At 70.2% G+C, this 25,296-nt stretch carries 25 protein-coding genes and 1 tRNA gene; 5 read left to right on the plus strand and 21 right to left on the minus strand.

What is annotated here, in order from left to right; all coding sequences use genetic code 11:
• Positions 1-177: 177 nt before the first annotated feature.
• The 11 genes from TR33_RS06940 to dacB all read right to left on the minus strand — a co-directional run bounded on the left by TR33_RS06940 (position 178) and on the right by dacB (position 10,030).
• Positions 178-657 carry a DUF3180 domain-containing protein gene (locus tag TR33_RS06940; RefSeq protein WP_014909887.1) on the minus strand — a complete coding sequence of 160 codons (480 nt, stop codon included), beginning with the start codon at positions 655-657 and terminating at the stop codon, positions 178-180.
• The gene (folK, locus tag TR33_RS06945) at positions 657-1,196 is read right to left on the minus strand and encodes a 2-amino-4-hydroxy-6-hydroxymethyldihydropteridine diphosphokinase (protein WP_041561834.1); all 540 of its coding nucleotides are present in this window, start codon (positions 1,194-1,196) and stop codon (positions 657-659) included. Before folK ends, TR33_RS06940 begins: the two co-directional genes overlap by 1 nt.
• The gene (folB, locus tag TR33_RS06950; RefSeq protein WP_017534628.1) at positions 1,190-1,561 is read right to left on the minus strand and encodes a dihydroneopterin aldolase; all 372 of its coding nucleotides are present in this window, start codon (positions 1,559-1,561) and stop codon (positions 1,190-1,192) included. The genes folK and folB overlap by 7 nt, the downstream gene beginning before the upstream one ends.
• A complete protein-coding gene (locus TR33_RS06955; RefSeq protein ID WP_014909990.1) occupies positions 1,561-2,007 on the minus strand; it encodes a nuclear transport factor 2 family protein in 447 nt (148 codons plus the stop codon). The genes folB and TR33_RS06955 overlap by 1 nt, the downstream gene beginning before the upstream one ends.
• Positions 2,004-2,909 (minus strand): dihydropteroate synthase, encoded by a 906-nt coding sequence (folP, locus tag TR33_RS06960; RefSeq protein WP_387605995.1) that lies wholly within the window; start codon positions 2,907-2,909, stop codon positions 2,004-2,006. Before folP ends, TR33_RS06955 begins: the two co-directional genes overlap by 4 nt.
• A 91-nt stretch (positions 2,910-3,000) precedes the next feature.
• Entirely contained in the window at positions 3,001-3,591 is a 591-nt protein-coding gene (gene folE, locus TR33_RS06965) for a GTP cyclohydrolase I FolE (protein WP_234305769.1), read from the minus strand.
• Positions 3,588-5,588: an ATP-dependent zinc metalloprotease FtsH gene (ftsH, locus tag TR33_RS06970; protein WP_014911682.1), complete on the minus strand. Its 2,001-nt coding sequence runs from the start codon at positions 5,586-5,588 to the stop codon at positions 3,588-3,590. Before ftsH ends, folE begins: the two co-directional genes overlap by 4 nt.
• A 252-nt stretch (positions 5,589-5,840) precedes the next feature.
• Entirely contained in the window at positions 5,841-6,395 is a 555-nt protein-coding gene (gene hpt / locus TR33_RS06975) for a hypoxanthine phosphoribosyltransferase (RefSeq protein WP_014911073.1), read from the minus strand.
• Between the two features lie 98 nt (positions 6,396-6,493).
• Positions 6,494-7,465 carry a tRNA lysidine(34) synthetase TilS gene (gene tilS / locus TR33_RS06980; RefSeq protein ID WP_042282212.1) on the minus strand — a complete coding sequence of 324 codons (972 nt, stop codon included), beginning with the start codon at positions 7,463-7,465 and terminating at the stop codon, positions 6,494-6,496.
• Entirely contained in the window at positions 7,462-8,541 is a 1,080-nt protein-coding gene (locus TR33_RS06985) for a zinc-dependent metalloprotease (protein ID WP_014910268.1), read from the minus strand. The genes tilS and TR33_RS06985 overlap by 4 nt, the downstream gene beginning before the upstream one ends.
• A gap of 133 nt (positions 8,542-8,674) precedes the next feature.
• Positions 8,675-10,030, minus strand: coding sequence for a D-alanyl-D-alanine carboxypeptidase/D-alanyl-D-alanine endopeptidase (gene dacB / locus TR33_RS06990; RefSeq protein ID WP_014909307.1), 1,356 nt, complete (start codon positions 10,028-10,030; stop codon positions 8,675-8,677).
• 76 nt (positions 10,031-10,106) lie between these two features.
• Between dacB and TR33_RS06995 the strand changes: the two genes are divergently transcribed.
• Positions 10,107-10,622 (plus strand): inorganic diphosphatase, encoded by a 516-nt coding sequence (locus tag TR33_RS06995; protein ID WP_014910277.1) that lies wholly within the window; start codon positions 10,107-10,109, stop codon positions 10,620-10,622.
• A gap of 105 nt (positions 10,623-10,727) precedes the next feature.
• On the opposite strand, the gene TR33_RS07000 is transcribed toward TR33_RS06995, so the two are convergent.
• Both TR33_RS07000 and TR33_RS07005 read right to left on the minus strand, forming a co-directional pair.
• A complete protein-coding gene (locus TR33_RS07000) occupies positions 10,728-11,261 on the minus strand; it encodes an RNA polymerase sigma factor (RefSeq protein ID WP_014910770.1) in 534 nt (177 codons plus the stop codon).
• A gap of 118 nt (positions 11,262-11,379) precedes the next feature.
• Positions 11,380-11,622 (minus strand): hypothetical protein, encoded by a 243-nt coding sequence (locus TR33_RS07005; protein WP_014913478.1) that lies wholly within the window; start codon positions 11,620-11,622, stop codon positions 11,380-11,382.
• A gap of 458 nt (positions 11,623-12,080) precedes the next feature.
• On the opposite strand from TR33_RS07005, the gene TR33_RS07010 reads away from it, so the two are divergent.
• Positions 12,081-12,764 carry a hypothetical protein gene (locus TR33_RS07010; RefSeq protein WP_017534621.1) on the plus strand — a complete coding sequence of 228 codons (684 nt, stop codon included), beginning with the start codon at positions 12,081-12,083 and terminating at the stop codon, positions 12,762-12,764.
• Between the two features lie 16 nt (positions 12,765-12,780).
• On the opposite strand, the gene TR33_RS07015 is transcribed toward TR33_RS07010, so the two are convergent.
• The gene (locus TR33_RS07015; RefSeq protein WP_199806121.1) at positions 12,781-13,170 is read right to left on the minus strand and encodes a hypothetical protein; all 390 of its coding nucleotides are present in this window, start codon (positions 13,168-13,170) and stop codon (positions 12,781-12,783) included.
• Between the two features lie 42 nt (positions 13,171-13,212).
• Complete coding sequence (locus tag TR33_RS07020; protein WP_014910027.1) at positions 13,213-13,428, minus strand: hypothetical protein; 216 nt, start codon at positions 13,426-13,428, stop codon at positions 13,213-13,215.
• Positions 13,429-13,593: 165 nt separating this feature from the next.
• On the opposite strand from TR33_RS07020, the gene TR33_RS26855 reads away from it, so the two are divergent.
• Positions 13,594-13,749 (plus strand): hypothetical protein, encoded by a 156-nt coding sequence (locus TR33_RS26855; RefSeq protein ID WP_017534618.1) that lies wholly within the window; start codon positions 13,594-13,596, stop codon positions 13,747-13,749.
• A gap of 9 nt (positions 13,750-13,758) precedes the next feature.
• On the opposite strand, the gene TR33_RS07030 is transcribed toward TR33_RS26855, so the two are convergent.
• The 5 genes from TR33_RS07030 to TR33_RS07050 form a co-directional block, all read right to left on the minus strand.
• The gene (locus tag TR33_RS07030; RefSeq protein WP_017534617.1) at positions 13,759-14,112 is read right to left on the minus strand and encodes a hypothetical protein; all 354 of its coding nucleotides are present in this window, start codon (positions 14,110-14,112) and stop codon (positions 13,759-13,761) included.
• Positions 14,113-14,171: 59 nt separating this feature from the next.
• Positions 14,172-17,486 carry a right-handed parallel beta-helix repeat-containing protein gene (locus TR33_RS07035; protein WP_042282214.1) on the minus strand — a complete coding sequence of 1,105 codons (3,315 nt, stop codon included), beginning with the start codon at positions 17,484-17,486 and terminating at the stop codon, positions 14,172-14,174.
• A 385-nt stretch (positions 17,487-17,871) separates the two neighbouring features.
• Positions 17,872-17,944 (minus strand) — tRNA-Thr (locus TR33_RS07040).
• 105 nt (positions 17,945-18,049) lie between these two features.
• Positions 18,050-19,609 carry an alpha/beta hydrolase gene (locus TR33_RS07045; protein WP_042282215.1) on the minus strand — a complete coding sequence of 520 codons (1,560 nt, stop codon included), beginning with the start codon at positions 19,607-19,609 and terminating at the stop codon, positions 18,050-18,052.
• 77 nt (positions 19,610-19,686) lie between these two features.
• Positions 19,687-20,859, minus strand: coding sequence for a DNA polymerase III subunit delta' (locus TR33_RS07050; protein WP_042282217.1), 1,173 nt, complete (start codon positions 20,857-20,859; stop codon positions 19,687-19,689).
• Positions 20,860-21,306: 447 nt separating this feature from the next.
• Here TR33_RS07050 and TR33_RS07060 point away from each other — a divergent pair, with 447 nt between their 5' ends.
• Positions 21,307-21,993 (plus strand): hypothetical protein, encoded by a 687-nt coding sequence (locus TR33_RS07060; RefSeq protein WP_234305770.1) that lies wholly within the window; start codon positions 21,307-21,309, stop codon positions 21,991-21,993.
• A gap of 107 nt (positions 21,994-22,100) precedes the next feature.
• Entirely contained in the window at positions 22,101-22,922 is an 822-nt protein-coding gene (locus TR33_RS07065; protein WP_042282223.1) for a hypothetical protein, read from the plus strand.
• A 51-nt stretch (positions 22,923-22,973) separates the two neighbouring features.
• On the opposite strand, the gene tmk is transcribed toward TR33_RS07065, so the two are convergent.
• A complete protein-coding gene (gene tmk / locus TR33_RS07070) occupies positions 22,974-25,082 on the minus strand; it encodes a dTMP kinase (RefSeq protein WP_042282225.1) in 2,109 nt (702 codons plus the stop codon).
• Positions 25,083-25,296: the final 214 nt, after the last annotated feature.

The raw sequence follows: 25,296 nt of genomic DNA on the forward strand, positions 1-25,296 counted from the left end.
ATTCGACGGCCCCGCCTCGGTCTTGGGTGTCGGTTCACTGGTCTCCACGGGCTCAGTCAACCATCAGCGGACGATCCCCGACCAGAACCCGGGGCTCCGGGGGTTTCGGGTCGCGCTCGGGCGAGGAAGGAGACCGGGCGGGTCGGACCTCGATGCCTGGGAGTCGGACCTCGGCGCCTAGGAACGGTCCTCGTCGTCTCCGCGGTCCTCGGGGACACGGCAGGCGTGCTCCAGGTAGAGGGCCGCGGCCAGCAGCAGCCCCGCGGTGAGGGCGGTGCCCAGGCAGGTCAGGAACACGGCCCGATGGGTGGGCAGGGCGAGGTGGTCGGTGACCGCCAACGCCATGCCCGCGAAGAAGCCCAGGGCGAGCGCGGCGAAGAGCGTACTGGCCTTGGCCAGGGCCAACAGACGCGCGGCGCTCAGCGGCTCCATGGGTTCGGTACCGGGCTCCCGGCGGATCCGTCGGGACGTGCGCCTGGCCGTGAACGCCTCCGCGAAGGCCAACAGCAGCAGGGTCGGGATGGCCGACCACGGCAGCACCGGAAGCCCGCTCACCGAGTTCGCGACGAACAGCCCGGCGAGGGCCCCGAGCGCCGCCAAGGCGGCCGGGACACGCCACCCCGTAGGGGCGAGCGTGCCCCTGCCGTCGTCGGGCATCAGCGTTCCGCCTCTCCCGGGGTTCGAAGCCTCAGGTCGTCCCTACGGGTCAGCTCCTGTTCGCCGGCCGTGTCCTCCTCCTCCACGGTGGCGAGCAGAGCCGCGACCGGGCCCCGGCCGGGCACGATGGCCGCGGGGTCGGTGTCCAGCCAGGGACGGAGGACGAAGGCGCGCAGGTGGGCTCGCGGGTGCGGAAGGGTCAGGACCGGGTCCTCGTCGACGGTGTCCCCGAAGGCGATCACGTCGACGTCCAGGGTGCGGGGACCCCAGCGGACCTCCCGAACCCTCTCGAAGGCCCGTTCGGCGTCCTGGGCCCGTTCCAGAAGCCCTCGCGCGGTGCCCGGGGTGTCCACGACCAGGACGACGTTGAGGAAGGCCCCCTGTTCGGGACCGCCCACGGGCGCGGTCTCGTAGACGGGTGAGAGCGCCACCGCCGTCGGGGCGTCCGGTCCGGCCAGGAGGTGGTCCACGGCGCCCTGGAGTGTCGCCCTCCGGTCCCCGAGGTTGGAGCCCAGGGAAAGCACGGCACGTGTCACCATGAGCCCCTCCTTCCCCGTGTGACGGTGACCGACACGTCGGCGAACTCGTGCTCGATGGGGGCCGACGGCTTGTGCACGGTCAATTCCACCCCCTCCACGATCGACTCGCTCATGCACTCTGCGGCGAGCCGTTCGGCGAGCGTCTCGATCAGGTCGACCGGGTCGCCGGTGACGATCGCGACCAACCGGTCGGCGAGCAGACCGTAGTGCACGGTGTCCTCGACGTCATCGGAGGCGGCCGCGGGGGCGGTGTCCAGGTACAGCACGGCGTCGACCACGAAGTCCTGGCCCTCACGGCGCTCGAAGTCGAACACGCCGTGGTATCCCCGGGCCCGCAGCCCGCGGAGCGTGATGCGATCCCGCATCAGTCCTCGACCTCCGCCTCGTCGTCGTCCTCCATCAGGACGGGGGAGGCGTGGTGGGACCACAGGCGCCAGCCCTGGTCGGTGTCGACGAACAGATTGGTGGTGACCACCTGGCCGCCCGCGACGAACCCGGGGCTGCCGTCCTCGGCGGTCAGCACGTTCTCCTCACAGGTCACCATGGCGATGTCGCCGCCGACCCCGATGTGGGTCTCGGTGAGGACGTACTGGATGTAGGTGACGTTGGCCATGATCAGGGACCAGGCGCGCATGATCTCGGTGCGACCCCGCAGCAGCGGCCACCCGGGGTTGACGCACACCAGATCGGGGGCCTCGTGCTCCTCGGCCCACACGGTGCGCATCAGGTCGATGTCGCCGTTCTCGATGGCGCTGTAGAACTGGGCGTTGGCCTCGGCGACGCTCTCCATGACCTCCTGACGGGACTTCACAGGCCGCCCCGGTCCATGATCTCGGCGCGTCCTCCGTGGAGGGCCGCCCCGCCGTCGGACCAGGCCGCGGCGACCCGGACGGCGTCGGCGTTGGGGCGGACGTCGTGCACCCGCACCGCCCAGGCCCCCCTGTCCGCGGACAGGGTCGTCAGAGCCGTCGTGGCGGCGTCGCATTCCACGAAGGGGCGTTCCTCCCCTTTGCCGTCGCTCAACAGACGGCTGAGGAAGCGCTTGCGGGAACCGGCGACCAGAACCGGCCGGCCCAGTTCGTGGAAACGTTCGAGTCGGTGGAGCAGCGCCCAGTTGTGCGCCCGTTCGGGACGTTTGGAGAATCCCAGCCCCGGATCCAGAACGATCTGCCCGGGGTCGACACCTGCACTGATCATGGCCTCCATACGGTCGCGGAGCTCATCGAGGACCTCCTGGACGACATCCGTGTACACGGCACGGCTCTCCATGTCATGACTATGCCCACGCCAGTGCATCAACACGTAGGCCACACCGGAAGAAGCGACCAATCGTGCCATCTCGGGGTCGGCCAGACCACCACTGACATCGTTGACCAATACCGCTCCGGCGTCGACCGCGCGTGCCGCGACCTCGGCCCTCATCGTGTCGACGCTGACGGCGACCCCCCGCGCGGCGAGAGCCCGGACGACCGGTTCGACCCTGCGCAGTTCCTCGGACGCCTCCACCCGTTGGGCGCCGGGGCGGGTGGACTCGCCGCCCACGTCGATGATGTCGGCCCCCTCCTCGACCAGGCGGAGTCCGTGTTCGATCGCGCGCCCGGGATCGAACCACGAACCGCCGTCGGAGAAGGAGTCGGGGGTGACGTTGACGACCCCCATGACCAGGCACCGCCCTCGGTCGGGCAGCCCCGGAAGTGTGTATTTCGGCGCCATGCGCCTCACCCTACGCGTACGACGAGGGGCCGGAAGCACGCGGCTCCCGGCCCCTTCGAAGGTGTTACACGGGTCTCTCCCCGAGAGGCGCTCAGCGCCGGTCGAGGATGAGGCTCATGGCCTCGGCCCGGGTGCGGTCGCTGCTCCGGAAGATCCCCCGGACGGCCGAGGTCACCGTCTGGGCACCGGGCTTGCGCACACCGCGCATGGTCATGCACAGGTGCTCGGCCTCGACCACCACGATCACGCCGCGCGGTTCGAGGTGCTCCATGATCGCGTCGGCGACCTCGCCGGTCAGACGCTCCTGCACCTGGGGACGGCGGGCGTAGACGTCCACGAGACGGGCGAGCTTGCTGAGCCCGGTGATGCGGCCGTCCTCCCCCGGGATGTAGCCCACGTGCGCCACTCCGTAGAACGGGACGAGGTGGTGTTCGCAGGTCGAGTACAGCTCGATGTCCTTGACCAGGACCATCTCCTCGTGCCCGGCCTCGAAGACCGTGGTGAGCACGTCACCCGGCTTCTGGCCGAGACCGGCGAACTGTTCCTCGTAGGCCCGGGCGACCCGGTCGGGGGTCTCCAGGAGACCGTCCCGATCCGGGTCCTCGCCGATCGCGATGAGGATCTCGCGGACGGCGCGGGCGACACGCTCGCGGTCCACCGTTCTAGGGGGTAGTTCACTCACGTCTGTTCTCCCTCGTCACCCGTCGAACCCTGGGCCCGTTCCTCGTGCTCGGATCCCCTGACGTCGGATCCGTTGAGCATCGCCAGTTCCTTCTTGGAACGCACCGGAGGCCGGTCGGAGGGCTGACGCTTCCCGTAGCCGGTGTAGGAGCCTCGCGCGGGACGCTTGCCGACCGGCGCGAAGACCTCCAGGACCTCGTCCTTGGTGAGCGTCTCCTTCTCCAAGAGCTGCACGACCAGCTCGTCGAGCACGTCGCGGTACTCGACGAGGACCTCGTAGGCCTCGTCGTGCGCGGACTCGATGAGGCGGCGCACCTCCTCGTCGATGACGGAGGCGATCTCCTCGGAGTACTCGCGGGCGTGCGACATCTCGCGACCCAGGAACGGCTCGCTGTTGGCGGTGCCGAACTTGCGCGCGCCCAGACGCTCGCTCATGCCGTACTCGGTGACCATGTTGCGGGCCAGGTTGGTGGCCTTGTCGATGTCGTTGCCGGCACCGGTGGTGGGCTCGTGGAAGACGAGCTCCTCCGCCGCGCGACCACCGAGCATCATCGCCAGCTGGTCCATCATCTGCGAGCGCGAGGTGAGGAACTTGTCCTCGGTCGGCACCGACATGGTGTAACCGAGGGCGCGACCGCGCGGCAGGATCGTGATCTTGTGGACGGGGTCGGCGTTGGGCAGCGCGTGGCCGACGAGGGCGTGACCGCCCTCGTGGTAGGCGATGACCTTCTTCTCACGGTCCGACATGACCCGGGACTTGCGTTCGGGTCCGGCCATCACGCGTTCGATGGCCTCTTCCAGGACGGCGTGCGTGATGACCTTGTTGTCGGCTCGCGCGGACAGCAGGGCGCCCTCGTTGATCACGTTGGCCAGATCGGCACCGGTCATACCGGCGGTCTGGCGGGCGATGACCGCGAAATCGACGTCGTCGGCCATCGGCTTGCCCTTGGAGTGGACCTCCAGGATGTCGCGACGACCGTCCAGGTCCGGGCGGTCCACGACGACCTGACGGTCGAAGCGGCCCGGGCGCAGCAGGGCCGGGTCGAGGATGTCGGGACGGTTGGTGGCGGCGATGAGGATGACCCCGCCCTTGACGTCGAAGCCGTCCATCTCGACCAGCATCTGGTTGAGGGTCTGCTCGCGCTCGTCGTGCCCGCCGCCCATGCCGGCGCCACGGTGGCGGCCGACGGCGTCGATCTCGTCGATGAAGATGATCGCGGGGGCGTTGGCCTTGGCCTGCTCGAACAGGTCGCGCACACGGGAGGCGCCGACACCGACGAACATCTCGACGAAGTCCGAACCGGAGATGGAGTAGAACGGGACCCCGGCCTCACCCGCGACGGCGCGCGCCAGCAGGGTCTTACCGGTTCCGGGCGGCCCCATGAGCAGAACGCCCTTGGGGATCTTGGCGCCCATCGACTGGAACTTCTCCGGGTTCTGGAGGAACTCCTTGATCTCGTGGAGCTCCTCGATGGCCTCGTCGGCCCCGGCCACGTCCGCGAAGGTGTTCTTGGGCGTGTCCTTGGTGATGAGTTTGGCCTTGGACTTGCCGAAGTTCATCACGCGGGAGCCGCCGCCCTGCATCTGGCTGAAGATGAACCAGAAGATGACGATGATGATGATCAGCGGCAACAGGCTGAAGAGCGCCGTCGTCCAGATGGGCGTCGTGGCGACCGAGACCTGGTAGCCCTTGAGCTCGCTGTCCGGGTCGGACTTGGACTCCTGGAGCTTGTCGGCGAGCTCCAGACCCTGGCCCTCGACCCAGTAGGCCTCGTAGATGTCACCATCGGTCGTGGTCAGCTCGATGCGCTGGTCCCGGTCGATGATCTCGGCCTCGACCACCTTGTTCTGGTCGATGTACTCGACCACGGTGGAGGTGTCGATCTCCTCCGGCTGCGGACCGCCACCGACATCGAACACGCGAAAGCCGATGATGAGCATGAGGGCGACGGCCAGGATCCATATCCACGGGCCGCGGAAAAAACGCTTCAGATTCATGTGAGAGGAACCCTGCCGGCTCCGTCCCTCCTGACCAGGCCGCCCCGCCCCAGAGGAGTTTTCCGAAGCAGGACCTATCGGACACGTGCTCCCTGCGATGACGCCGGGATATTCGACGGTACACCTCGCCGTACCGGGCGGGCGCACCGCTCAGGCCGGACACGGGGCCGTCATGAACGCAACGACGGCATCCGTTCCGTTGTTCCCGAGCCGGCCCGCGGGACCTCGGCGGACACGCGGGCCGGCACGAGACTACTTCTCGTAGACGTGCGGAGCGAGGGTGCCGATGAACGGCAGGTTGCGGTACTTCTCCGCGTAATCCAGCCCATATCCGATGATGAACTCGTTGGGCAGGTCGAAGCCGATGTACTTGACGTCGAGGTCGACCTCGAAGGCCAGCGGCTTGCGGACCATGGTGCAGACCTCGACCGACCGGGGGCCGCGCGAACGCAGGTTGCCCACCAGCCAGGAGAGGGTCAGACCGGAGTCGATGACGTCCTCGACGATCAGGACGTCGCGGTCCTTGATGTCGGTCTCCAGGTCCTTGAGGATCCGCACCACGCCGGAGGACGTGGTGCCGGCCCCGTAGGAGGAGACCGCCATCCAGTCCATCGAGACGGGGGTGTGCAGCACCCGGGCGAGGTCGGCCATGACCATGACCGCGCCCTTGAGCACACCGACGATCAGCAGGTCGCGGCCCGCGTAGTCGGCGTCGATCCGCTCGCCCAGCTCGGCCAGGCGCGCCTTGATCTCTTCCTCGGTGACCAGGACCTTCTCCAGGTCCTCGCCCATGTCCTTCGCGTCCACGCTCACGTCCTCGCTGATGGATTCCCCGTTTGCGGCAACCAGGATAAACGTGCCGAACACGGCGATGGTGCGGGACCGGTGGCCTTCGGTGTCCCGGCTCAGCGCTCGAAGAGGATCCGCCCGGCCGCCCTACGGCCGCGTACCCCGCCGGGCAGGTCGATGTGGGACTGGCCACGCCACTCGGTGACCAGCCGGTCGAGTTCGCGCACGTGCCGGGCGGCCAGGTCGGTGGCGGGGCAGCCGGCGTCGAGGGCGGCCGCCCTCAGCACACGGGTGCGCAGAGCGGCCTCGGCCCGCTCCAGCGATGCCACGTCCAGGCCCCCTCCCTCCGATCGGGCCCGCTCGCGCAGTTCGACGGCGAGGGCGTCGAGGGCGTCGGCGTCGTCCCGGAGCATGCCCGCGGTCCTCGCCAGGGCGGCGGTGATCCCCGGCCCCAGCGCCTTCTCCAGGGCGGGCAGCGCCTCGTATCGGACCCGGGAACGGGCGAAGCGGGGGTCGTGGTTGTGCGGGTCCTCCCAGGGGTCCAACCCCATCAGCAGACATGCCCGACGGACCGTGGCCCGGTCCAGCTCCAGCAGCGGCCGGTGATGGACGTCCCCGCGCGCCGCCATCCCGGAGAGGGAACGGGCCCCCGACCCGCGGGCCAGTCCCAGCAGGACCGTCTCCGCCTGGTCGTCGAGGGTGTGTCCGAGCAGGACCGCGGCGGGGGCGTGCGCGCGGGCCGCCGCGTTCAGGGCCCGGTAGCGGGCGCGTCGGGCCGCGGCCTCGGGGCCGCCCGCCCCGGTCACCCGCACGGTCTCGACCATGACGGGCGCCAGCCCCAGTCCGCGCAGGGTCCCGGCCACGGACTCGGCGCGCTCGGCCGAACCCTCCTGGAGCCCGTGGTCCACGGTGACGGCGCCGGCGGTACGCCCGACCCGGGGCGCCTCGAAGGCGAGCGCCCCGGCCAGGGCCAACGAATCGGCCCCGCCGCTGCACGCCACCAGCACGGTGGTGTCCTCGGGCAGGGCACGCAGAACCCGCCGCACCGCCGAACGTACGGCGGCCACGGCGGGGGGAGGCCCGCTCACTCGGTGATGACGGCGGGCCGCACGACCCGCTCGATCCACCGCGAGGGCTGACGGATCTCCTCGATCGTCGGCAGCGTCTCGGGAGAGGTCCACACCTTGTTGAACTCGGCCATACCGACCTGCGCGACCACCTGGCGGACGAAGGAGGCGCCCTCCTCGTACTGCTTCATCTTCAGGTCCATGCCCAGAAGCTGTCGCATGATCCGGTCGAGCGGGTTGGCGGTCTCGCGCCGCTTCTGGAAACGGGAGCGGATCCTCTCGACCGAGGGCACGACGTCGGGGCCGACCGCGTCCATCACGTAGTCGCCGTGCCCCTCGGCCAGGCTCATGACCGCGGTGACCCGATCCATGAGGGCGCTCTGCTCGGGCGTCTGGAAGGCGGTGAGCAGGTTGCCGTCGCCGCCGCGCACCGCGTCGGCGACCGCCTCGCCGGCCTGCCTCAGGCGGTCGATGAGGTCGGAGGCGTCCATCTCCGTGGACAGCAGCAACTCCTGCATGAGCTGCTGGACGTGACCCCGCAGCCACGGCGTGGCCGTGAACTGCATGCGGTGGGTCTCCTCGTGCAGGCAGACCCACAGGCGGAAGTCGCGGGGATCGACGTCGAGTTCGCGCTCGGTGTTGACGATGTTGGGCGCCACCAGGGTCAGTCGCCCGGTCGGCGAGTGTCCGTCGGGGTCCGGCGGCAGGAACAGCTCGTACTGGCCGAGGACCTTTCCGGCCAGGTAGGCCAGGACCGCGCCGAGCTGCACCCCGGTGATCCGGGAACCGACCGCGCCGGCCAGGTTCCCGGCCGGACCGCTGTTCAGCCGGTCGGCGCCCATCTGTTGGAGTACGGGTTCGAGTACCACTCGGAACCCGTCGACGTTGGCTCGAATCCATCCGGGACGGTCCACGATGACCGCGGGGCCCGAGGGTTCGAGGGGGTTCATTCCGGTGAAGTCGCGCACGTGCCCGGCCGCCACGCCGGAGAGCTCGCGCAACTGCGCCACGGCCTGCCGCGCGTCGGACAGGTCCACCTGCGGCCCAGGGCGCACGAGGCGGACACCGGTATTGACGGCTACGTCCCAGTCGATCACAGTCACACCGTCAGCCTACCCACGGAGAACGCGGGGGCACGGGGATCAGGGCTCTATTTCAGGGCAGACCCCGGGTTCTCCCCGAGCCGACCCGAAAACCCGTCGGGGCCCGTGCCCCTCGCGCGTGCGCCCGTCACGAACAGCCGCAGCGGCTCAGCGCGGCGGCGAGCGTGTCGAGTTGAGGGCCGGTCGCCCCTTCGCTGTTGGCCATGAGGGCGAACAGGAACACGTTGCCCTCCTGGTCGTGCACGGTGCCGGCCAGAGTGCTCACCCCGTCGAGAGTGCCGGTCTTGCCCCGGACCATCCCCGCGGCGTCGCTCGAGGTGGAGTACTCGGAGTAGCGTCCGGCCAGGGTCCCGGTCGAGTGCGCGGTGGGCAGTCCGGTCAGGGTGGCGTTGAGCGCGGGGTCCTCCGAGGCCGTCCGGACCAACCGGACCAGGGCCCGAGGGGTGATGCGGTTCTTGGTGCTCAATCCGCTGTTGTCCGACAACCTCACCCCCTCGATGCCCAGGTCCTCCATGACACGGTGGGTGGCGGCCGCCGCGCCCGGGAAGTCCGGTTCCTCGCCCATCTCCAGGGCGGCGATCCGTCCGAGGGCCTCGGCCATGTTGTTGTCGCTGGCCAACAACATGAACTCGACCAGGGAGCTCACCGGAGCGGACTCCGCGGAGGCGATGGGCTCTCCCACGGAGTCGGCCTCGTCGGGTTCCCCCTCGACGGTCAGCCCGGCCAGCTCGAGCTGGTCGGCGAAGGCCTCGGCCGCGGCCTTGGGCGGGTCGGGAACGCGGGTGGACACGTCCGGGTCGACCCGGCCCTGGTCGACGAGCAGGGCGTGGATGGTGGCGGTGCTGCCCTCGGTGACGTAGTTGGGCTTCCAGCCCGGACCGGTGTCGGGACCGGTGAAGAGGGAGTCGTCGTATCCCACGGTGACCGTGTCGAGCCCCAGACCCGCGAGGGCGGCCGCGGTGTCCTCGGCGAGCTCCTCCAATGTGGCTACCTGCGGGTAGGCTGCTGAATCGGCCGTGACGGTCAAGGTCGCGTCGCCCGCGCCTCGGAGCACCACTCGGTTCTCCGCCGGATCGAGATAGACCTCGGTGTGGAGCACGTGGTCGGGGCCGACCGCGTTCAGAACGGTGACGGCCGTGGCGATCTTGGTCGTCGACGCCGGGGTCACCGGGGCGTCCGCGTCCCGTTCGAAGAGGGTGTCTCCGGTGAGGCCGTCGACCACATAACCGGAGAGGCCGTCCTCGAGCCCGGAGGATGACATGGGATCATCGAGGATGTCCGCGATCCGTTCCGGATCCGCCGGAGTCGGGGCCGTGGTCTCCACCGCCGCCGCGCCATCGGCACGTGTGACGGGATTGGGCACCGCCGGAAGCGGTCGTGCCTCGATCACGTCCAGGGCGACGAACCCGGTGATCAGCACGAATATGTTGAGCAGGGCCAGCGCGAGGAACGCCTCGCCTCGTACCCGTCGCACCCGGGGCACCTGCCCTTCCTTCGGTGTCGCGGCCTGACGTTGTAGTTATACGGCGACATTAGTCGCATTGGGAGCCGAGATCAGCATGGAATTCGACGTTACGATCGAAATCCCCAAGGGGGAACGCAACAAGTACGAGGTGGACCACAAGACCGGTCGTATCCGTCTCGACCGCATGCTGTTCACCTCCACCACCTACCCCGCCGACTACGGTTTCGTCGACGGGACTCTCGGAGAGGACGGGGATCCTTTGGACGCCCTCGTCCTGCTGAAGGCTCCGACCTTCCCGGGCTGCCTCATCCGCGCGCGCGCCATCGGCATGTTCCGTATGCGCGACGAGGCCGGTGGTGACGACAAGCTGCTGTGCGTTCCGGCGACGGACCCGCGCATGGAGCACCTGCGTGACATTCACCACGTGAACGAGTTCGAGCGTCTCGAGATCGAGCACTTCTTCACCGTGTACAAGGACCTGGAGCCCGGCAAGTCCGTCGAGGGCGCCAGCTGGGTCGGTCGTCACGAGGCCGAGCAGGAGATCATCGCCTCGGTGAAGCGTGCCGAGGAGGCCGGCGTGCACGGCGACTCCTCGCACATCACCTCGTGACCGGTCGCCGCGCCTGTCTCGGCACCCGGTGAGTTCCGGCGGGTCGGAGTGTTCCCGGGGGCGAACGCCCTCGCACGAGCCCTCCGACCCACCGGATCCGACCTCCTAGTCGGCTCCGGTCAGGAAGAGCACCAGCAGCGCACCGGAGAGCATGAGGACCAAGGGGACGAACACCGAGACCGACGTGCGGGCCAACACGTCGCACGGCCCCGGCCCCAGAGGGAAGCCCTGATCGTCGAACCGGCCCGCCCGGACCGCCACGTGCGCCCGATACCCGTCCAGCTCCGGCCCGTTCATCCCGTTGAGCACCAGGACGCGGACCAGGTCGTCCCCTCTCGAAGAGACCGTGTGCTCCGGAGGACGATCCCCCCAGACACAGTCGCGATGACGCTCGCACTCCGTCTCGGCCAACGCGTGCAGCCACTCCCCCAGCCGACCGTCGTCCACCAGTCGCACACTGTGCGCCCGAGCGACGATCAGAGTGTCCCGAAGCACGACGTGCGCGGCGTCGCGATCCCCCAGGTTCCGGAGACAGTGCCGGTAGAGCTCCTCCCCGTACGCGTCGAGAAGCCACGCGTAGACCTCACCCGTCGGGGTGGGTCCGGAACGCAGGGCGTGGAGGAGGTCCCGGTCCGTCATGAGTTCAGAATCTACGCCGCGCGCCCCGTGAAGCCGCCCGGTTCTCCGAAAGACGCGTCCCCCTCCCCCTCGGCCGTACGCGTCGTCCGTCGAAGAGGGCCCTTCACCGCCGGGGACCTCAGTCGTCATCGGGAGGCCGCCGGGGTTCCGGTCCTCGCGGCGGGTCGTGCGGCCCCTCCCTGTGGACGGATCCGTCCCGGGAACGTTCGTCCGTGAAGAGCAGCCCCGCGTACCTGGTTCGCAGCCACAGCAGCACGTAGGTGAGCACGGTCAGGAAGGAGACCAACAGAGCGGCCTCCGGCCCCAGGAACCCCAGGGCCATCACGCCGGCGGCGACCACCACCAGGGCACGCACCAGCACACGCGCCCACCGGCCCTGTACCTCGGGGGTCAAGGCTGCCCTCTGGGAACGGACGGCTGCACTGCCACTCCTGTCGCTACGGCTGTACTGGGAAGTGGATCCCGGGGCGACGAGAAGGCCGCTCTCTCGGGTTCCACATGTCACCACCACGGGGCCCGCGCCGCAACACGCCCGGGATGTCTCCGCGGTGAGCGGTTCGACACGCGTGATTCCCGGCGTTCGCTTGACGCACCACCGGCTTTGCTGGTCTGCTTACCTCCATGTATCCGCGCACCCGCACCAACGCCATGGCTCGTACGGCCCCCTTCGGGGCCTCCTGCCTGCCGGCCTGTGCGGCGTGTCCGTGTTGTCGTCGCTGAGCCGCGCCACCGGGGTCCACATCGTTCGACCCCGCACGACCGACCTGTGAACGGCCCCCGCCTTTCGGTGTGAGACGGCCGTGAACGGAGTCCACTCGGGTGACGCCCCTCTCCGGACGCGCGTTCGGAGAGACCACCCTCACCGCCTCGGAGCCCTCGTGGCCCCATGACGACATCTCCACGGCCCTTCCTCACGCGAAGCGCCGTGTACACGTGAAGGATCCTCTCACGATGCCCCAGCAGTCCTCCGCGCCGACCGCCGATCGTCCCACCGCCGTCGGGCACGCTCCCCGGCCTCGCACCGCGCCCGTCTCCCTGGACGGGATCGGCGACGTCGTCGACGCCGGACGTTCCTCCGGCTACGCCCACCTGGACGCGCGCGGGCTTCCGACGCTCGGACAGGTGGTCACCGCCGCACGCGCCGCGGCGGCCTCGCTCCACCGACCCACCCTGTGGCCGAGCCGTCGTGGGAGCTGGCAGCCCGCACCGCGCTCCACCCGCCGTCGGGTCGGGGGACGATTCCGGGTGACCACCGTAGCCCTCGAACCGAACGGGTTCGTCCCCGGCCCCGTCCCGCGCTCCGAAGGGCCGCACGCGCTGGAGGTGCTGTGCCTGGTCAGGGGGCGCGCCCACCTGATCGCCGCCGAAACCGACGGACGGATGCTCTCGGCCACCGAACTGGCCATCGACCGGGCCCGTGTGGTGGGCGGTGGTGGCGGGGAACGTCGGCACCTGGTGAACACGGGGGACGAGATCGCGGTGCTGGTCCGGGTCACGGCCTGAGGCTCCCGCCTCCGGCTCACTCATCGTGGGACTGTTCCGTGCCGGCCCGGCGCAGCGCGCGGTCCACGACCTCGATGGAGCGGAGGAGCGCCGCGGTCCGGCGCCCTTCGGCGAGGTAGGCCTCCATGACCTGGTCCAACGCGTGAGGAGGCAACCGGTCGCGCAGGTCGACACGGGCCGTACGGTAGCCCTCCCGCGTGGCGTCCAAGGTGGCCGACACGTAGTGCCGGGCCAGGCGGGAGAGGGCCACGGGGTGGCGTCGCAGCACTCCGTGCAGCCGGTAATCGGCCGGCACCTGGTCGAAGAGCCATTCCAGGGCCGTCTGCTCGAAGGAGTCCGACCCGGGTGGGTGCACACTCGCGGGCCAGTCCGACGTCAGGGACTGATCGGGCATACCGGACAGCATACCCATTGTTCGAACATGTGTTCGAGAGTTCGAAGGGTCGGATCAGTCCGATTCCGCCGTCTCCGACGAATCCTCCTCGCCCGCCTCACGCCTCTCCAGTTCCACCCGGAGCGCGTACTCGGCGGCGTCCACGGCCGCCCGCGCGGTGATGGCATTGGTATGCGCCCGGTCCACCTCGTCCAACAGGATGCAATCGAAGGCCACACGAGCGTCGTGGACCGCGGCTTCCAACTGACGTGACGCTTCTTCCAGACTCATGTTCCCTTCCCTCCCCAGAACTCGCCCTTCGCACACACCCGCATCGAACACCACGAGTGAGAACATCGTTCCCAAGGGTCACCTCGGCCTCTTCCGAGGAGGCTTCGGACACCACCACGCCGGGTAGGCCACCGGCACCGCACGACACCGTCCCCAGGAGCGAACATGGTGTATCTCATCCTCGTCCTGCTCGCCGTCTGGCTGATCCTCGCCATCCTCGGCACCCTGATCAAGGGGCTGTTCTGGTTGGCGGTCATCGGCGCGATCCTCTTCGTCGCCACCGCGATCTGGGGCTGGCTCCAGAACCGTTCCAGGACCTGAGCCGCCCGCTCAGGACTCCAGGGCGGGGCGACCGCCCTCGTCCAGACGCCGAAGGGCCCGCCGGGCGCGCTCCTCGTCTCCGTCCAGGTGCGGCCGGAGCAACCTGACCGCCTCGTCGGCGCGGTCCAGGGCGACCAGATTGCGCGCACGCTCACGAAGCCCGGAGGGGAGTTCGTCGACCCCTCGGTCGGCGGGCACGTAACCGCCCACGTGCGGGCGCGGGACCTCCGCCGGCGGCGGCTCGGGTTCGGCGACCTCGCTCCGCGGCTCCATCCGGGCGAGCACCTCGCGCAGGACGTAGGATCCGCCGGCCAGAACGACCACCGCGCCCATCAGGGCGAACAGCATGAACATCAGGCTCATAACGCCCACCTACCCATACTTCGGACACAGCAGGCACAACACCTGTTCACGCGGGGTCATCATTCCGCCAAGGCGCTCCCCGCCCCGTCCTCCCCGGGGACATCCTCCGGGAGCAGCGTCTGCAACTCCTCCAGGTCCAGGACCCTCCCCGAACGGACCCACCCCTCGATCCGACGTGCCTGACGGGCCGCGCACGCCTGGAACAGCGCGCGCACCTCATGCCCGTTGCCCGCGGCGAACCGCTCGGAGCACGCCTCGATCGCCTCCGCCACCACCGCACGGGTCCTCTCCGGAACCGCGAGATCGACCTCCTCCGCGACGCCCACGAAGATCCTGAGCAGCTCCTCGTCCGTGTACGAGGAGAACCCCACCACCGCGCCGAACCTCGCCTCCAGATCGGGATGGTCGGACAGGAACGCGCGAGCCCCCTCCTCGGCACCGCACAGGACCACCACCACATCGTCGTGGTGTTCGCCCATGAGCTCGACGAGCGCGCCGGCCGCCTCCTCCTCCCCGACCACGTCGTGCGCGTCCGTGATCAGGAGCACCCCGCCGTGCGCCAGGTCGAAGGCCTCCCGGGCCCGCCGTGAGACCTCGCCCCGCTCCACCAGCTCCCCGGCGCGAAGACGCACCGGCCGCCCACGCGACGTCAGGCCCAGAGCCGCCAACAGCTCCGCGTAGATGCCGGCCACCGTGGTCCGCCCGGTCCCCCGCTCCCCCAGGAAGACCAGGTGACGTGAGGGCCCACCACCCGCACGGCCCGCCGTCAACAATCCGGCCAACCTCCCCGACAGGGCGTCCTTGACGTCGGACATCCCCACCATGGCGTCCAACCCCGCCATCAACGAGGCCACCCGACCCCCGCCCCGACCGGAGGCGCCGCCCGCGGCGGCGGTGGCGCTCTCCAGGTCCTCGGCCCGGAAGCGGCTCAGATCGTCCACGGTCGTGTAGCCGCCCTCGGCGATCCGCTCCGAGTGGGCTCGGATCGCCCCGTCCAGAACCCTGCGCACCTCGCGGCCGTTGTCGAAGGCCTCGTCCTTCATCCGCCGCCGGAAATGCTCGACCAACAGCTCGCGCACCCCCTCGCCCAGGGTGCGGCCCCGCTCCCCGGCCTCCCCCGCGAAGATCCCCATGAGCTGCTCGGGAGAGTAGTCCTCGAACTCGATCGTGCGCGCCACCCGCTCCCGCAGCCCCGGCGAGGCCTCCAGGAGTTCTCCGAGTCGATCGGAGTGCCCGGCCAGGACCAGGACGAACCCCTTTCCCGGCTCCGACATCGCCCCGACCAGGGTGTCGACGACCTCCCGGCCGTGCGGATCGGACTCCTCCGGCTCCTCCTCGACCAACGCGTGCGCCCCGTCCACGAACAGCACACCGCCGCGCGCCCGCTCCACCGCCTCCAGGACCCTGGTCCGGGTCCCGCCCTGATACTCGGCCACCAGGTCGGGACGGGCCACCTCCACGAACGGGCCCCGCTCCAGACCGCCCAGGGAGCACAGGATCTCCCCGTACAGCCGGGCCACGGTGGTCTTGCCGATCCCCGGCGGGCCCGCGAGCACCAGGTGACGGCCGACGTTCAACGCGGGCAGACCGGCGGCCACACGCTTGGCGCTCACCCGTTGCAGGTCGACCAGGGCCCGCACCTCCCGCTTGACCCGCTCCTGCCCCACCAGCGCGTCCAACTCGGTGAGCAGGGACTCCAGCGAGCGTTCCCGGTCCCGTACCGCACCCTCCCCGACACCGCCGAGTATCCGCCCCGGACCCGTGGCCGCGCCCCTCGTCCCCCGGACCACGACCCGATCGCCGTCGCCGCCCCGGTTCCCGCCGAAGGTGGTGTCCTCCAGATAGACCGAGGCGTCGTCGGCGGCCCACAGACCCGAGTCGTCGTTCCCGGAGACCGTGCACCGCACCAGCCGGACCCGACCACCGTCCTCGACCATGAGCCCGTCCCCGCGTCCATCACGGATCGCGGTGTCCTCCAGCGCCGCGACACCGCCCGCGCCCACCCGTACACCGCGCTCACCACTGCCGGACAGGGTGGAGGAGCGGACCGTGACGTACCCTCCCTGGACGTAGACCGCGTCCTCTCCGCACTCGGACAGGTCGGCGTCCACCAGACGTACCTCGGTGCCGTCGAGGATGTTCAGCCCGTCCTCCCGGGCCTCGCGCAGCACCATGCCGCGCACGGTGATCGTGGCGTCCTCACGGCTGTGGATCCCCGAACCCACCTCATGGCCGACGATGTCCTCGAAGACGCCGCCACCGCCCACGACGATGGCCATCGGGCCGTGCCAGCGGCTGACACGCAGATCGCTCACCTCGAACCGCGAACGGACCGACGCGATCGCGCCCCGCCCCTCCTGCGTGCTCTCGGAGACCGACATGCCCGAGACCGACACCCTGGCACCGTCCGCCACCAACAACGCCGCCTTGCCCACTCCCGAGCATCGGACGTCGGTGAGGGCCGCCTCACCGCCGTCGACGAGGACCGCGTCGGCCGCCGCCCCGGTCACCGTGAGGCCGTGCACGGTGAGCCTTCCGCCCTCGATCGCCAATCCGGTACGGGTGGAACCGGTGATCTCGCAGTCGTGCAGCACGCTCTCGGAGTCTCCGTGGACGAAGAACGCGTCCGTGCCCTCCTTCCGCGGCGCCTCCACCACCAGCCGGGTGAAGCTCGCGCGGGAACGCTCGTACACCCGGACCGGCCAGTCGCGGGCCCCGGTGACGCGCACGTCGGTGAACTCCGGGGTGGCGCGGTCGCGCACATAGATCCCGCCTCCGTCGACCAGCGCGCAATCGGACACCTCGGGCGAGGCCCCCGAGACGTAGAGGGTGTGCCAGTCGTCGTGGGCCCCGGTGAAGATCGTCCCGCTGATCCTCGGAGAGCACTCCCCTTGGACCGCGATCACCGCCTTGGCGAAGTAGCAGTCGCGCACCGACCCCTCTCCGGAGTCCCACAGCAGTCCGCTGTCCTCGAAACGGCAACCGACGAGCTCCGCCCGCGCGCCCACGACGTTGACCCGTCGCGGCGCGGTGAAGACACAGTCCACCGCCCGGAGCCTGGCTCCCTCCTGCGCGTACAGGGGCGGATAGTCGTCCGAGGAACTGCGGACACCGATGCCGTGGATCTCCAGATGGCCGCCTTCGTGCACGTTGAAGACGTTGGTCTCATCGGCAGCGCTGACGGTGACCGTGCCCGCCCCTTCGGCGGGCACCACCACCACATGCCGCAGCACCCCGATGACCTGGGGCTCCACATAGTCGCCCGGGTCCACCCGCAGGTACAGGTCCGAACCCGCGTAACGAGGGTCCCGGATCACCTGCCCCAGGGAGGAGACCGAGGCGGGGTCTGACTTCGAGACGCGGACCGTGATCATCTCCATCGACTCCCAAGGGGGTAGCGGCCGCCACGCCGCGCCAGAGGGTCTGCGATATGTACCGTATCCACCTCAGAGACGGGGAATCCGAGACGACGCACCCCCTTGTGGCCAGGGTCGGTCAGAATCCGTCGCGCCCGTGGCCCCGGCTTTCGGAGAACACCCCGTCCTCGCTCTTCGTCTCGGTTCCCGCCGGGCCGATGGCGCCGTGGTCCCGTCATCGGCGATGGCGCGGCGGAGCGTGGCGTCGTAGAGCTCCCGGGAGGTGACGCCGATGCGCCATGCACCGTGGCGTCCGCCGGTGTCCCGGGGGCCGTCGCCGTGCGACCGCCCCCGGAAACGCCTCAGGCCCGTCCGGGTGTCCCGGACGGGCCTGAGAGGGCCGAGCCGCCTATCGGAATCGAACCGATGACCTATTCATTACGAGTGAATCGCTCTGCCGACTGAGCTAAGGCGGCACGTCGCCACGTGTCGCACGTGGCGAAGCAGGAACCAGTCTAGCGCCTTCGGAGAGTGGGGCGTACACCCCGGCCGAACGGAGACGGTCCCCCGATGCCGCCTCGTCAGCCCGCGAGGGCCGCGGCGCAGACCCCGCCGTCCTCCGGCACGGACAGCTCCAGCAGGTAGCCGTCGACGATCTCGTCCACGCAGTCGTCGCCCATCCGGTAGCCGGTGTGGCCATCGCCGTCCCGGGTGACGAGGAAACCCGACTCCAACTGGTCGGCGAGCGCCTCCGACCAGGCGTAGGGGGTGGCCGAATCGCGCGTGGTCCCCAGCACCATGATCGGATCGGCGCCGGCCGCGTTCAGCTCGGCCTGCGGGGCCACCGCCTCCTCCGGCCAGAAGGCGCAGGGCAGAGCGCCCCAGGCCAACGTCGGGCCGAAGACCGGGGACTCCTCGCCCGCCAGGGCCGCCGCCTCCGCGTAGGCCTCCAACTCGCGCGGTGCCGGAGAGTCCGAACAGTTCACCGCCATGAGGGCCGCCGTGGAGTTCTCGTACTCGGCACGGTCCCCGCGCCCGTAAAGGTCGTCGCCGAGCAACAGCAGGCCGGTACCGTCCCCGCCCTCCATCGCGTCGGTGAGCGCCTCCCGTACCCGCGGCCACCAGCTCTCCGTGTACAGGGCCGCGAGCACGCCGAGCTCGGCGCGAGCCTTGTTGAGCTCACGCCCGTCGTCCGTGGCGGTGTCCAACGGTTCGACGGCGACCTCGTCCAGGAAGGCCTCCAGGTTCGCGATGCCCTCCTCGACCGTGTCGCCCCGCTCACCGATCGGGCATTCCGTCGTTCCCAGGCAGTCCTCGACGAAGGCCCTGAGCGCGGTCTCGAAACCGGTGGCCTGTTGAACGCTGACGCTCAGCTGGTCCTGGCTCGGGTCGACCGCTCCGTCGAGGACCAGCGCGCGTACCCGATCGGGGAACTGTTCGGCGTACTGCGCGCCGATGTGGGTGCCGTAGGAGGCCCCCAGGTAGGTCAGCCGGTCGTCGCCGAGCAGCGCGCGCAGCAGGTCCATGTCCCGGGCGACGTCGGCGGTCCCCATGTTGCGCATGAGGTCGGGCGCGTTCTCCTCGCAGGCCTCGACGAACGACCGGCTCGTGTCCTCGATCTGCTCCAGGCCCTCGGGGCTGAGGTCGGCGAGGTCGTCGGCGCCCCGCCCGGTGCCGTAGTCGGTACCGAGAAGGTCGTCGATCTCCTCGGTGTCCAGACAGGTCAGAGGGGTACTGCGGCCCACACCCCGAGGGTCGAAGCCCACCACGTCGAAGTTCGCGCGCACGGCCTCGCTCACGGTGTACGGAGAGTGATCGACGAAGTCGTATCCGGATCCCCCCGGACCACCGGGGTTGACCACCAGGGACCCCAGGGCCTCGTCCCCGGTCGCGGGGACGCGCTTGACCGCGATCTCGATCCGTTCCCCATCGGGGGCGTCGTAGTCCATCGGCACTTCGAAGACCGCGCATTCACTGCCGGGAAGGCCGCTCTCGCACTCCTCCCAGGCGAGTTCCTGCTCGGTGAACTCCACGGGCGCCCCGCCGTCCTCACCTGCCGTGTCCCCACCACCGAGACCACATCCGGAGAGCAGCACCGCTCCGGCGAGCAGTGTCGCCCCCACACGCACCCTGGCACCCACCCGTATCCGCCTCCACTCGTCGTCGTGCCCCGATTCTCGCGGATCGGGCCGATGCCCGGCCCCGGGGGCCGCGGTGTTCAACCCGCCAACAGGGCGGAGGTCATCGCCTCCATGGCGATCTGCGGATGCACGTTGGCGGCGATCCGCTCACGACAGGCCATGATCGCGTCGATACGGCGGAGCGTGGACTCCGGGGTACCCGCGCGGGCGATCCGCTCCAGGTCCCCGGAACGTTCCCCGGTGGACAGCTCCACGGTGGCCCCGAGTTGGAGGGCGAGCACGTCCCGGTAGAAGGCGGCCAGGTCGAGCAGGGCCCGATCGTAGGAATCGCGTTTGATCCGGGTGGCCCGACGTTTCTGTCGCTCGTCCAGGTCCTTGAGGGCACCCGCCGCGCCCCGGACCGCCTTGGCCACCCCCTTACCGGTGGAGCCCTCGCCGAAGGCCGCCTTGAGCTCGTCCTTCTCCTTCTCGTTGAGGGCCGTGGTGAGCGCCTTGGACTCCTCCTCGGCGATCTCGTACAACCGGGCGGCCGCGGTGACGCAGGCACCGAGCCCGTCGAGCCGCGCCGGGATGGCCAGCACCTCCTCACGGCGGCGACGCGCCTCCGGGTCGGTGGCGAGCTGCCGCGCCCGGTCCATACGGCCGGCCGAGGCCCGGGCCGCCGATTCGGCGGTGACGGTGTCCACGCCCTCGCGCATGACCAGGGCGTCGACGATCTGGCGGGTGCCCGGGGTGGCGAGGGTGACCAGCCGGCACCGGGAACGGATGGTGATCAGCAGGTCGTCGGGGGTGGGCGTGCACAGCAGCCACACCGTTCGGGGAGAGGGTTCCTCCACCGCCTTGAGCAGGGCGTTGGAGGCCGCCTCCGTGGCACGGTCGGCGTCCTCGAAGAGCACGATCCGGAAGTTGCCGCCGGACGGCTTGGAACCCGCGCGCAGGACCAGGTCACGGGTGGCGGCCACACCGAAGCTCAGCCCGCTGGGGTGTACGTAGAGCACGTCCGGGTGGGTGCCGGCGAGGACCTGATGGCAGGAATCGCAGTGGCCACAGCCGCCGTCGGGACATTGAAGGGCCGCGGCGAAGGCCCGCGCGGCCTCCTCCCTTCCGGACCCCGGCGGGCCGGTGAACAGCCAGGCGTGTGTCATCCCGGCGCCCTTCCCGCCCGCGATGAGGTCGGCGGCGCCGGCGACCGCCCGACTCAGCTGTGCGCTCGCCGCCTCCTGGCCGACGAGGTCGTCGAAGACCGTCAAGCTTGCCCCCCGGGCCACGTGGAATGTCCGTCCCCAGGATAGAAGTCCCCGACGACACCCGGACCGTTTTCCACAGCCCCTCTTCCCTGTGGGCCTTCGGCCGTCGCACCTCCCAGGGGGCGAGGCCGGCAGCGCCCAGAACCCAACCCTTCGGGCATTTCGACTAGATTGGTGCTCGACCACACGCGCCCGCTCCGCATCCGTGGCATCCCCCTGTCCCCCGAAACGGTCGGAGCGACCATGTCCCAGCCACCTCCCCCACCGCACCCGCCCCACGGCCCGGGCTCCCCGTACCCCCAGGGCCCTTACGGCCCCGGGCCGCACGGACCGGCCCAGAACCCCCCGGCGCCCTCCCCGAAGCGGGGTATGTCGACCGGCGCGAAAGCCGCTCTCGGCTGCGGAGGGGCCGTCGTCATCCTTCTCGTCCTCCTCTTGATGGGGGCGTGTATGTCGGTGCTCTCGGACGACCCCCCTCGTGAGCCCCGTGCCACGTCCGCACCGGAGGCCGTCACCGAGGCGGAGAACGAACAGGCCGTCACCGAGGCGGAGAACGAACAGGCCGTGGAGGAGGAAGAGGAGGAGGAGCCGGCGTTCCCCGAGCCCGAGACGTTGGAGTACAGCGGTGTCGGCGACTCCGTCGTCGAGATCGACCTCCATGACGACGCCCGCATCGCCACCTTGAGCCACGGCGGAGCCTCGAACTTCACAGTGCGGACCCTGACCTCCGGCGGCGACAACAGCGACATGCTCGCCAACGTCATCGGCGCCTACGAGGGCCGGGTCCTCTACAACGCCGGCGAGCGCGAGGAGGCCGCCGCCTTGGAGATCAGCGCGGACGGATCCTGGGAGATCACCCTGGAGCCCCTGTCCACCGCCGTCTCGTGGGGAGAGGACGAGGACGAATTCGTCGGTGCCGGAGACGAGGTCGTCCAACTGGCCTGGACCCCCGAGGGCATCACCGCTCTGAGCATGACGCACGACGGAGCGAGCAACTTCGCCATCTGGAGTTACACCAGCACCGACCGGGACCTGCTCGTCAACGAGATCGGCGCCTACGAAGGACAGGTCTCCCTGGCCGCGGGCACGCTGCTGCTCGCGGTGACGGCGGACGGGAACTGGACCTTCACCCGCTGACCCGATGAGCCGGGCCGGGGGCGACCGCCTCCGGCCCGGGCCACGACGGGGATCCTTCGAGCGGTCACAATGGGAGCCTCGTCGTCCCCCGAGAGCACGGAGTCCTCGTGACCGCACCCCCTCCCTCCGGACCCGCCTCCCACCGTCTGTCCACCGGAACCCTCGTCGCGCTGGGCGGCGCCGGTCTGGCGACCGTCTTCCTCGTCCTGGTCACCATCGCCGCCCTCCTTCGATCGGGCCCCGACGGCGCCTCGGAACCCCCTACGGCCGACGCCTCGCCCACGACCCCCGAGACGACCATTGAGGCCGGTGGGGTGGACGACGAGCCCACCGAACGGAGGGGGACACCGGAGGCGATCGATCCACCGCCCTTCCCCGAACCCGAGACCCTGTCGGGCTCCGGCACCGGTGACACCCTCCTCGATCTGGGAGACCCCTTCGAGGACACCCGGATCCTCTCCTTCCGCCATGAAGGGGAAGGAGAGTTCATGGTGTGGGCCATGGAATCCGACCGCGAGACCATGAACCGGGTGGAATGGGCCGAAGGCCCCTACGAAGGACGTCGCCTGCTCGGCCCGTCGTTCCAGCACGAGGAGATCGCCTACCTGAGCGTCGAGGCCGAAGGCGCCTGGGAGCTCGTCGTGGAACCTCTGACGGCCGCGGTCCCCTGGGAACCGGAGGACGATGTCTTCTCCGGCTCCGGTGACGAGGTCGTCCAGCTCTGGTGGGCGCCCAACGACATGGACGACCTGAGGATGACCTACGAGGAGGAGGGGCCGTTCAGCGTCAGGAGCCGGACCCTGGAGGACCTCGGCGACTCGATGGTCCTGTCGGACGGGCCCCTCGACGAGAGCGCGCCCCTGCGGGAGGGGACGGTCGTCCTGGAGATCGGAGCCCGCCGCGGCGGCGACTGGACCCTCACCCGCTGACACGACGAGGGCCCCTCACCGAAGATCGGCGAGGGGCCCTCGATCACGCTCCTATTCGGGCTTGATCACCGGGATCATGCCGGTGACCGCCTCCGAGTCCGCGTCGATCGGGTCCGGCAGCAGCGGACGCACCCGTCGCTGGATCTCCCGGGCGATCTTCTCCTGCGGTTCACGGGCGTCCAACACCAGGTACCGCTCCGGGTGCTCCTCGGCCAGCGCCCGGAAGCCCTTGCGGACCCGGTCGTGGAACTCGACCGACTCCGACTCGATCCGGTCGGCCGGGCCGCCCAGACGGGACAGGCCGTCCTCGGGCCGTACGTCCAGCAACACCGTCAGGTCCGGGACCAGCCCCTGCGTCGCCCAGGAGCTGATCTCCTGGACCTCCTCCGTGTCCAGGGAGCGCCCGGCGCCCTGGTAGGCGAGCATGGAGTCGATGTAGCGATCGCTGATCACCACCGCGCCCCGGCGCAGGGCCGGAAGGATCTCCTGCTCCACGTGGTCGGCCTTGTCGGCCGCGTAGAGCAGGACCTCGGCCCGGTCGGTGATGTGGGAGTTCTCCCGGTCGAGCAGGATGCCGCGGAGCCGCATCCCCAGCTTGGTGGCGCCCGGCTGCCGGGTGCCCACGACGTCGAAGCCCTGTTCGCGCAGCCACACCGTCAGGTCGCGGACCTGGGTGGACTTGCCCGCGCCCTCGCCGCCCTCCAGGACGATGAAGGTGCCGGTGATCTCGGGGCGTTCCCCCTCGTCGACCTCGGGGTCGATCCCGCGCAGGGCCGCGAACAGTTCCGGCAACAGGCCGGGGCCGGCCTCGGGGTCGTCGCCCTGGGCCTGTCGATAGCTCACCACGGCCAGGATCAGGGCGAGGAGACCGCCGACCAGCAGCACCACTCCGCTGCCGTTCAGGTCGTAGCTGAGCGGGCCTCCCAGCGGGATCTCGTGGTCGCCGGCCAGACCGGCCGCCAGCGGGGCCAGGATCGCCGCCGCGAGCAGGGCGATCCGGCCGGTGGCGTGCAGGAGGGCGAACGCGGGCTCGCGCTGTTCGTCCTCCACGTCGATCTCGATCAGCCGGGACCCGGTCGCCCAGGTCAGGCCGGCGCCCATACCGAGGACCAGGGCCAGGACGGCGGACAGGACCATGTCGCCGATCGCCCCGGTGATGATCAGGGCCAGCGCGACCGGCACCACGGACAGGCCGAGGAAACGGCGGCGGCTGAACTTCTTCAGAACGCGCGGGGCGGCCACCAGGCCGAGGCCCAGACCGAGGAAGAGCGCGGCGACCAGGACACCGAAACCGGCGTTGCCCGCGCCGAAGTGCTCCACGTGCGGACGACCCACGCCGATCACCAGACCACCGGCGGCCGCGGTGACCGCCAGGGCGATGACGACGCCGCGCGCGAGCGCGCCCGAGCCGACGGCCTCACGGCCGCGGCCGATGGAGCGCAGCAGTTCGGCGTCGCGGTTGGGGCTCAGCAGGGTCTTGGAGACCGCGTGCTTGGGCAGCGGCAGGGTCGCGACGACGATCGCGGCGACGAAGAAGGTGAGGGCGTTCAGGTAGAGGGCGACGTCCGCCTCGGGGGCGGCCATCGAGGGCATCAGGACGCCCAGCAGGTTGCTGATCGAGGCCAGGGCCGCGAAGAGCAGGGCCGCGATCGGGGCGGCGCCGTAGGTGGCCAGGAGGGTGAGCCGGTTGGCCTGCCCCAGCATCCTCTTGGGGACCAGACCGGGGATGGTCGCGTCCCTGGCCGGGGTCCAGAAGAGGGCGACGATCTCCGCCAGGAGACCGGCGATCAGCAGCCACTGGAGGGCGAAGCCCGGGAACAGCAGACCGACGACGGGGATGGAGACGTAGAGGAGGCCTCGCAGGACGTCGCCGCCGACCATCGTCCACCGCCGGTCCAGCCGGTCGGCGACGATCCCGGCCAGGGGGCTCAGGAGGATCGCGGGGGCGAGCTTGATGGCGACGACCGCCGCCACCGCGAGGTAGTGGACGAGGGGGGAGCCGTCGGCGGTGAAGATGGCCGCGAGGGACACCATCGCCAGCAGGCTCAGCCAGTCACCCAGGCTGGAGAGGGAAAGCGAGACCCACAGCCTTCGGAAGGGTGTGATCGCGAGGACGTTCTGCGCCTCGGCCGGCGCTCCCAGGGGTGCAGATCTGCTCATAGCGCTCAAGATTATCGACGAGGGGGATAGGACATGACGGGCATCGGACACCTGTCCAAGAAAACGGGGGGCGCCTCTGGGGTGCGCACTCGTTTCAGCGCCCCCACCGGTCACACTCAGCGTAGTACGGAAGCCCCACCCCCGACAGGCCGTCAGGTTCCGTATACGTCACGAAACCCCCACGGCACACCCTCGGCCCGACCACCCGACCACC

The sequence above is a fragment of the Nocardiopsis alba genome, assembly GCF_000710955.1.
Taxonomy (GTDB): Bacteria; Actinomycetota; Actinomycetes; order Streptosporangiales; family Streptosporangiaceae; genus Nocardiopsis; species Nocardiopsis alba.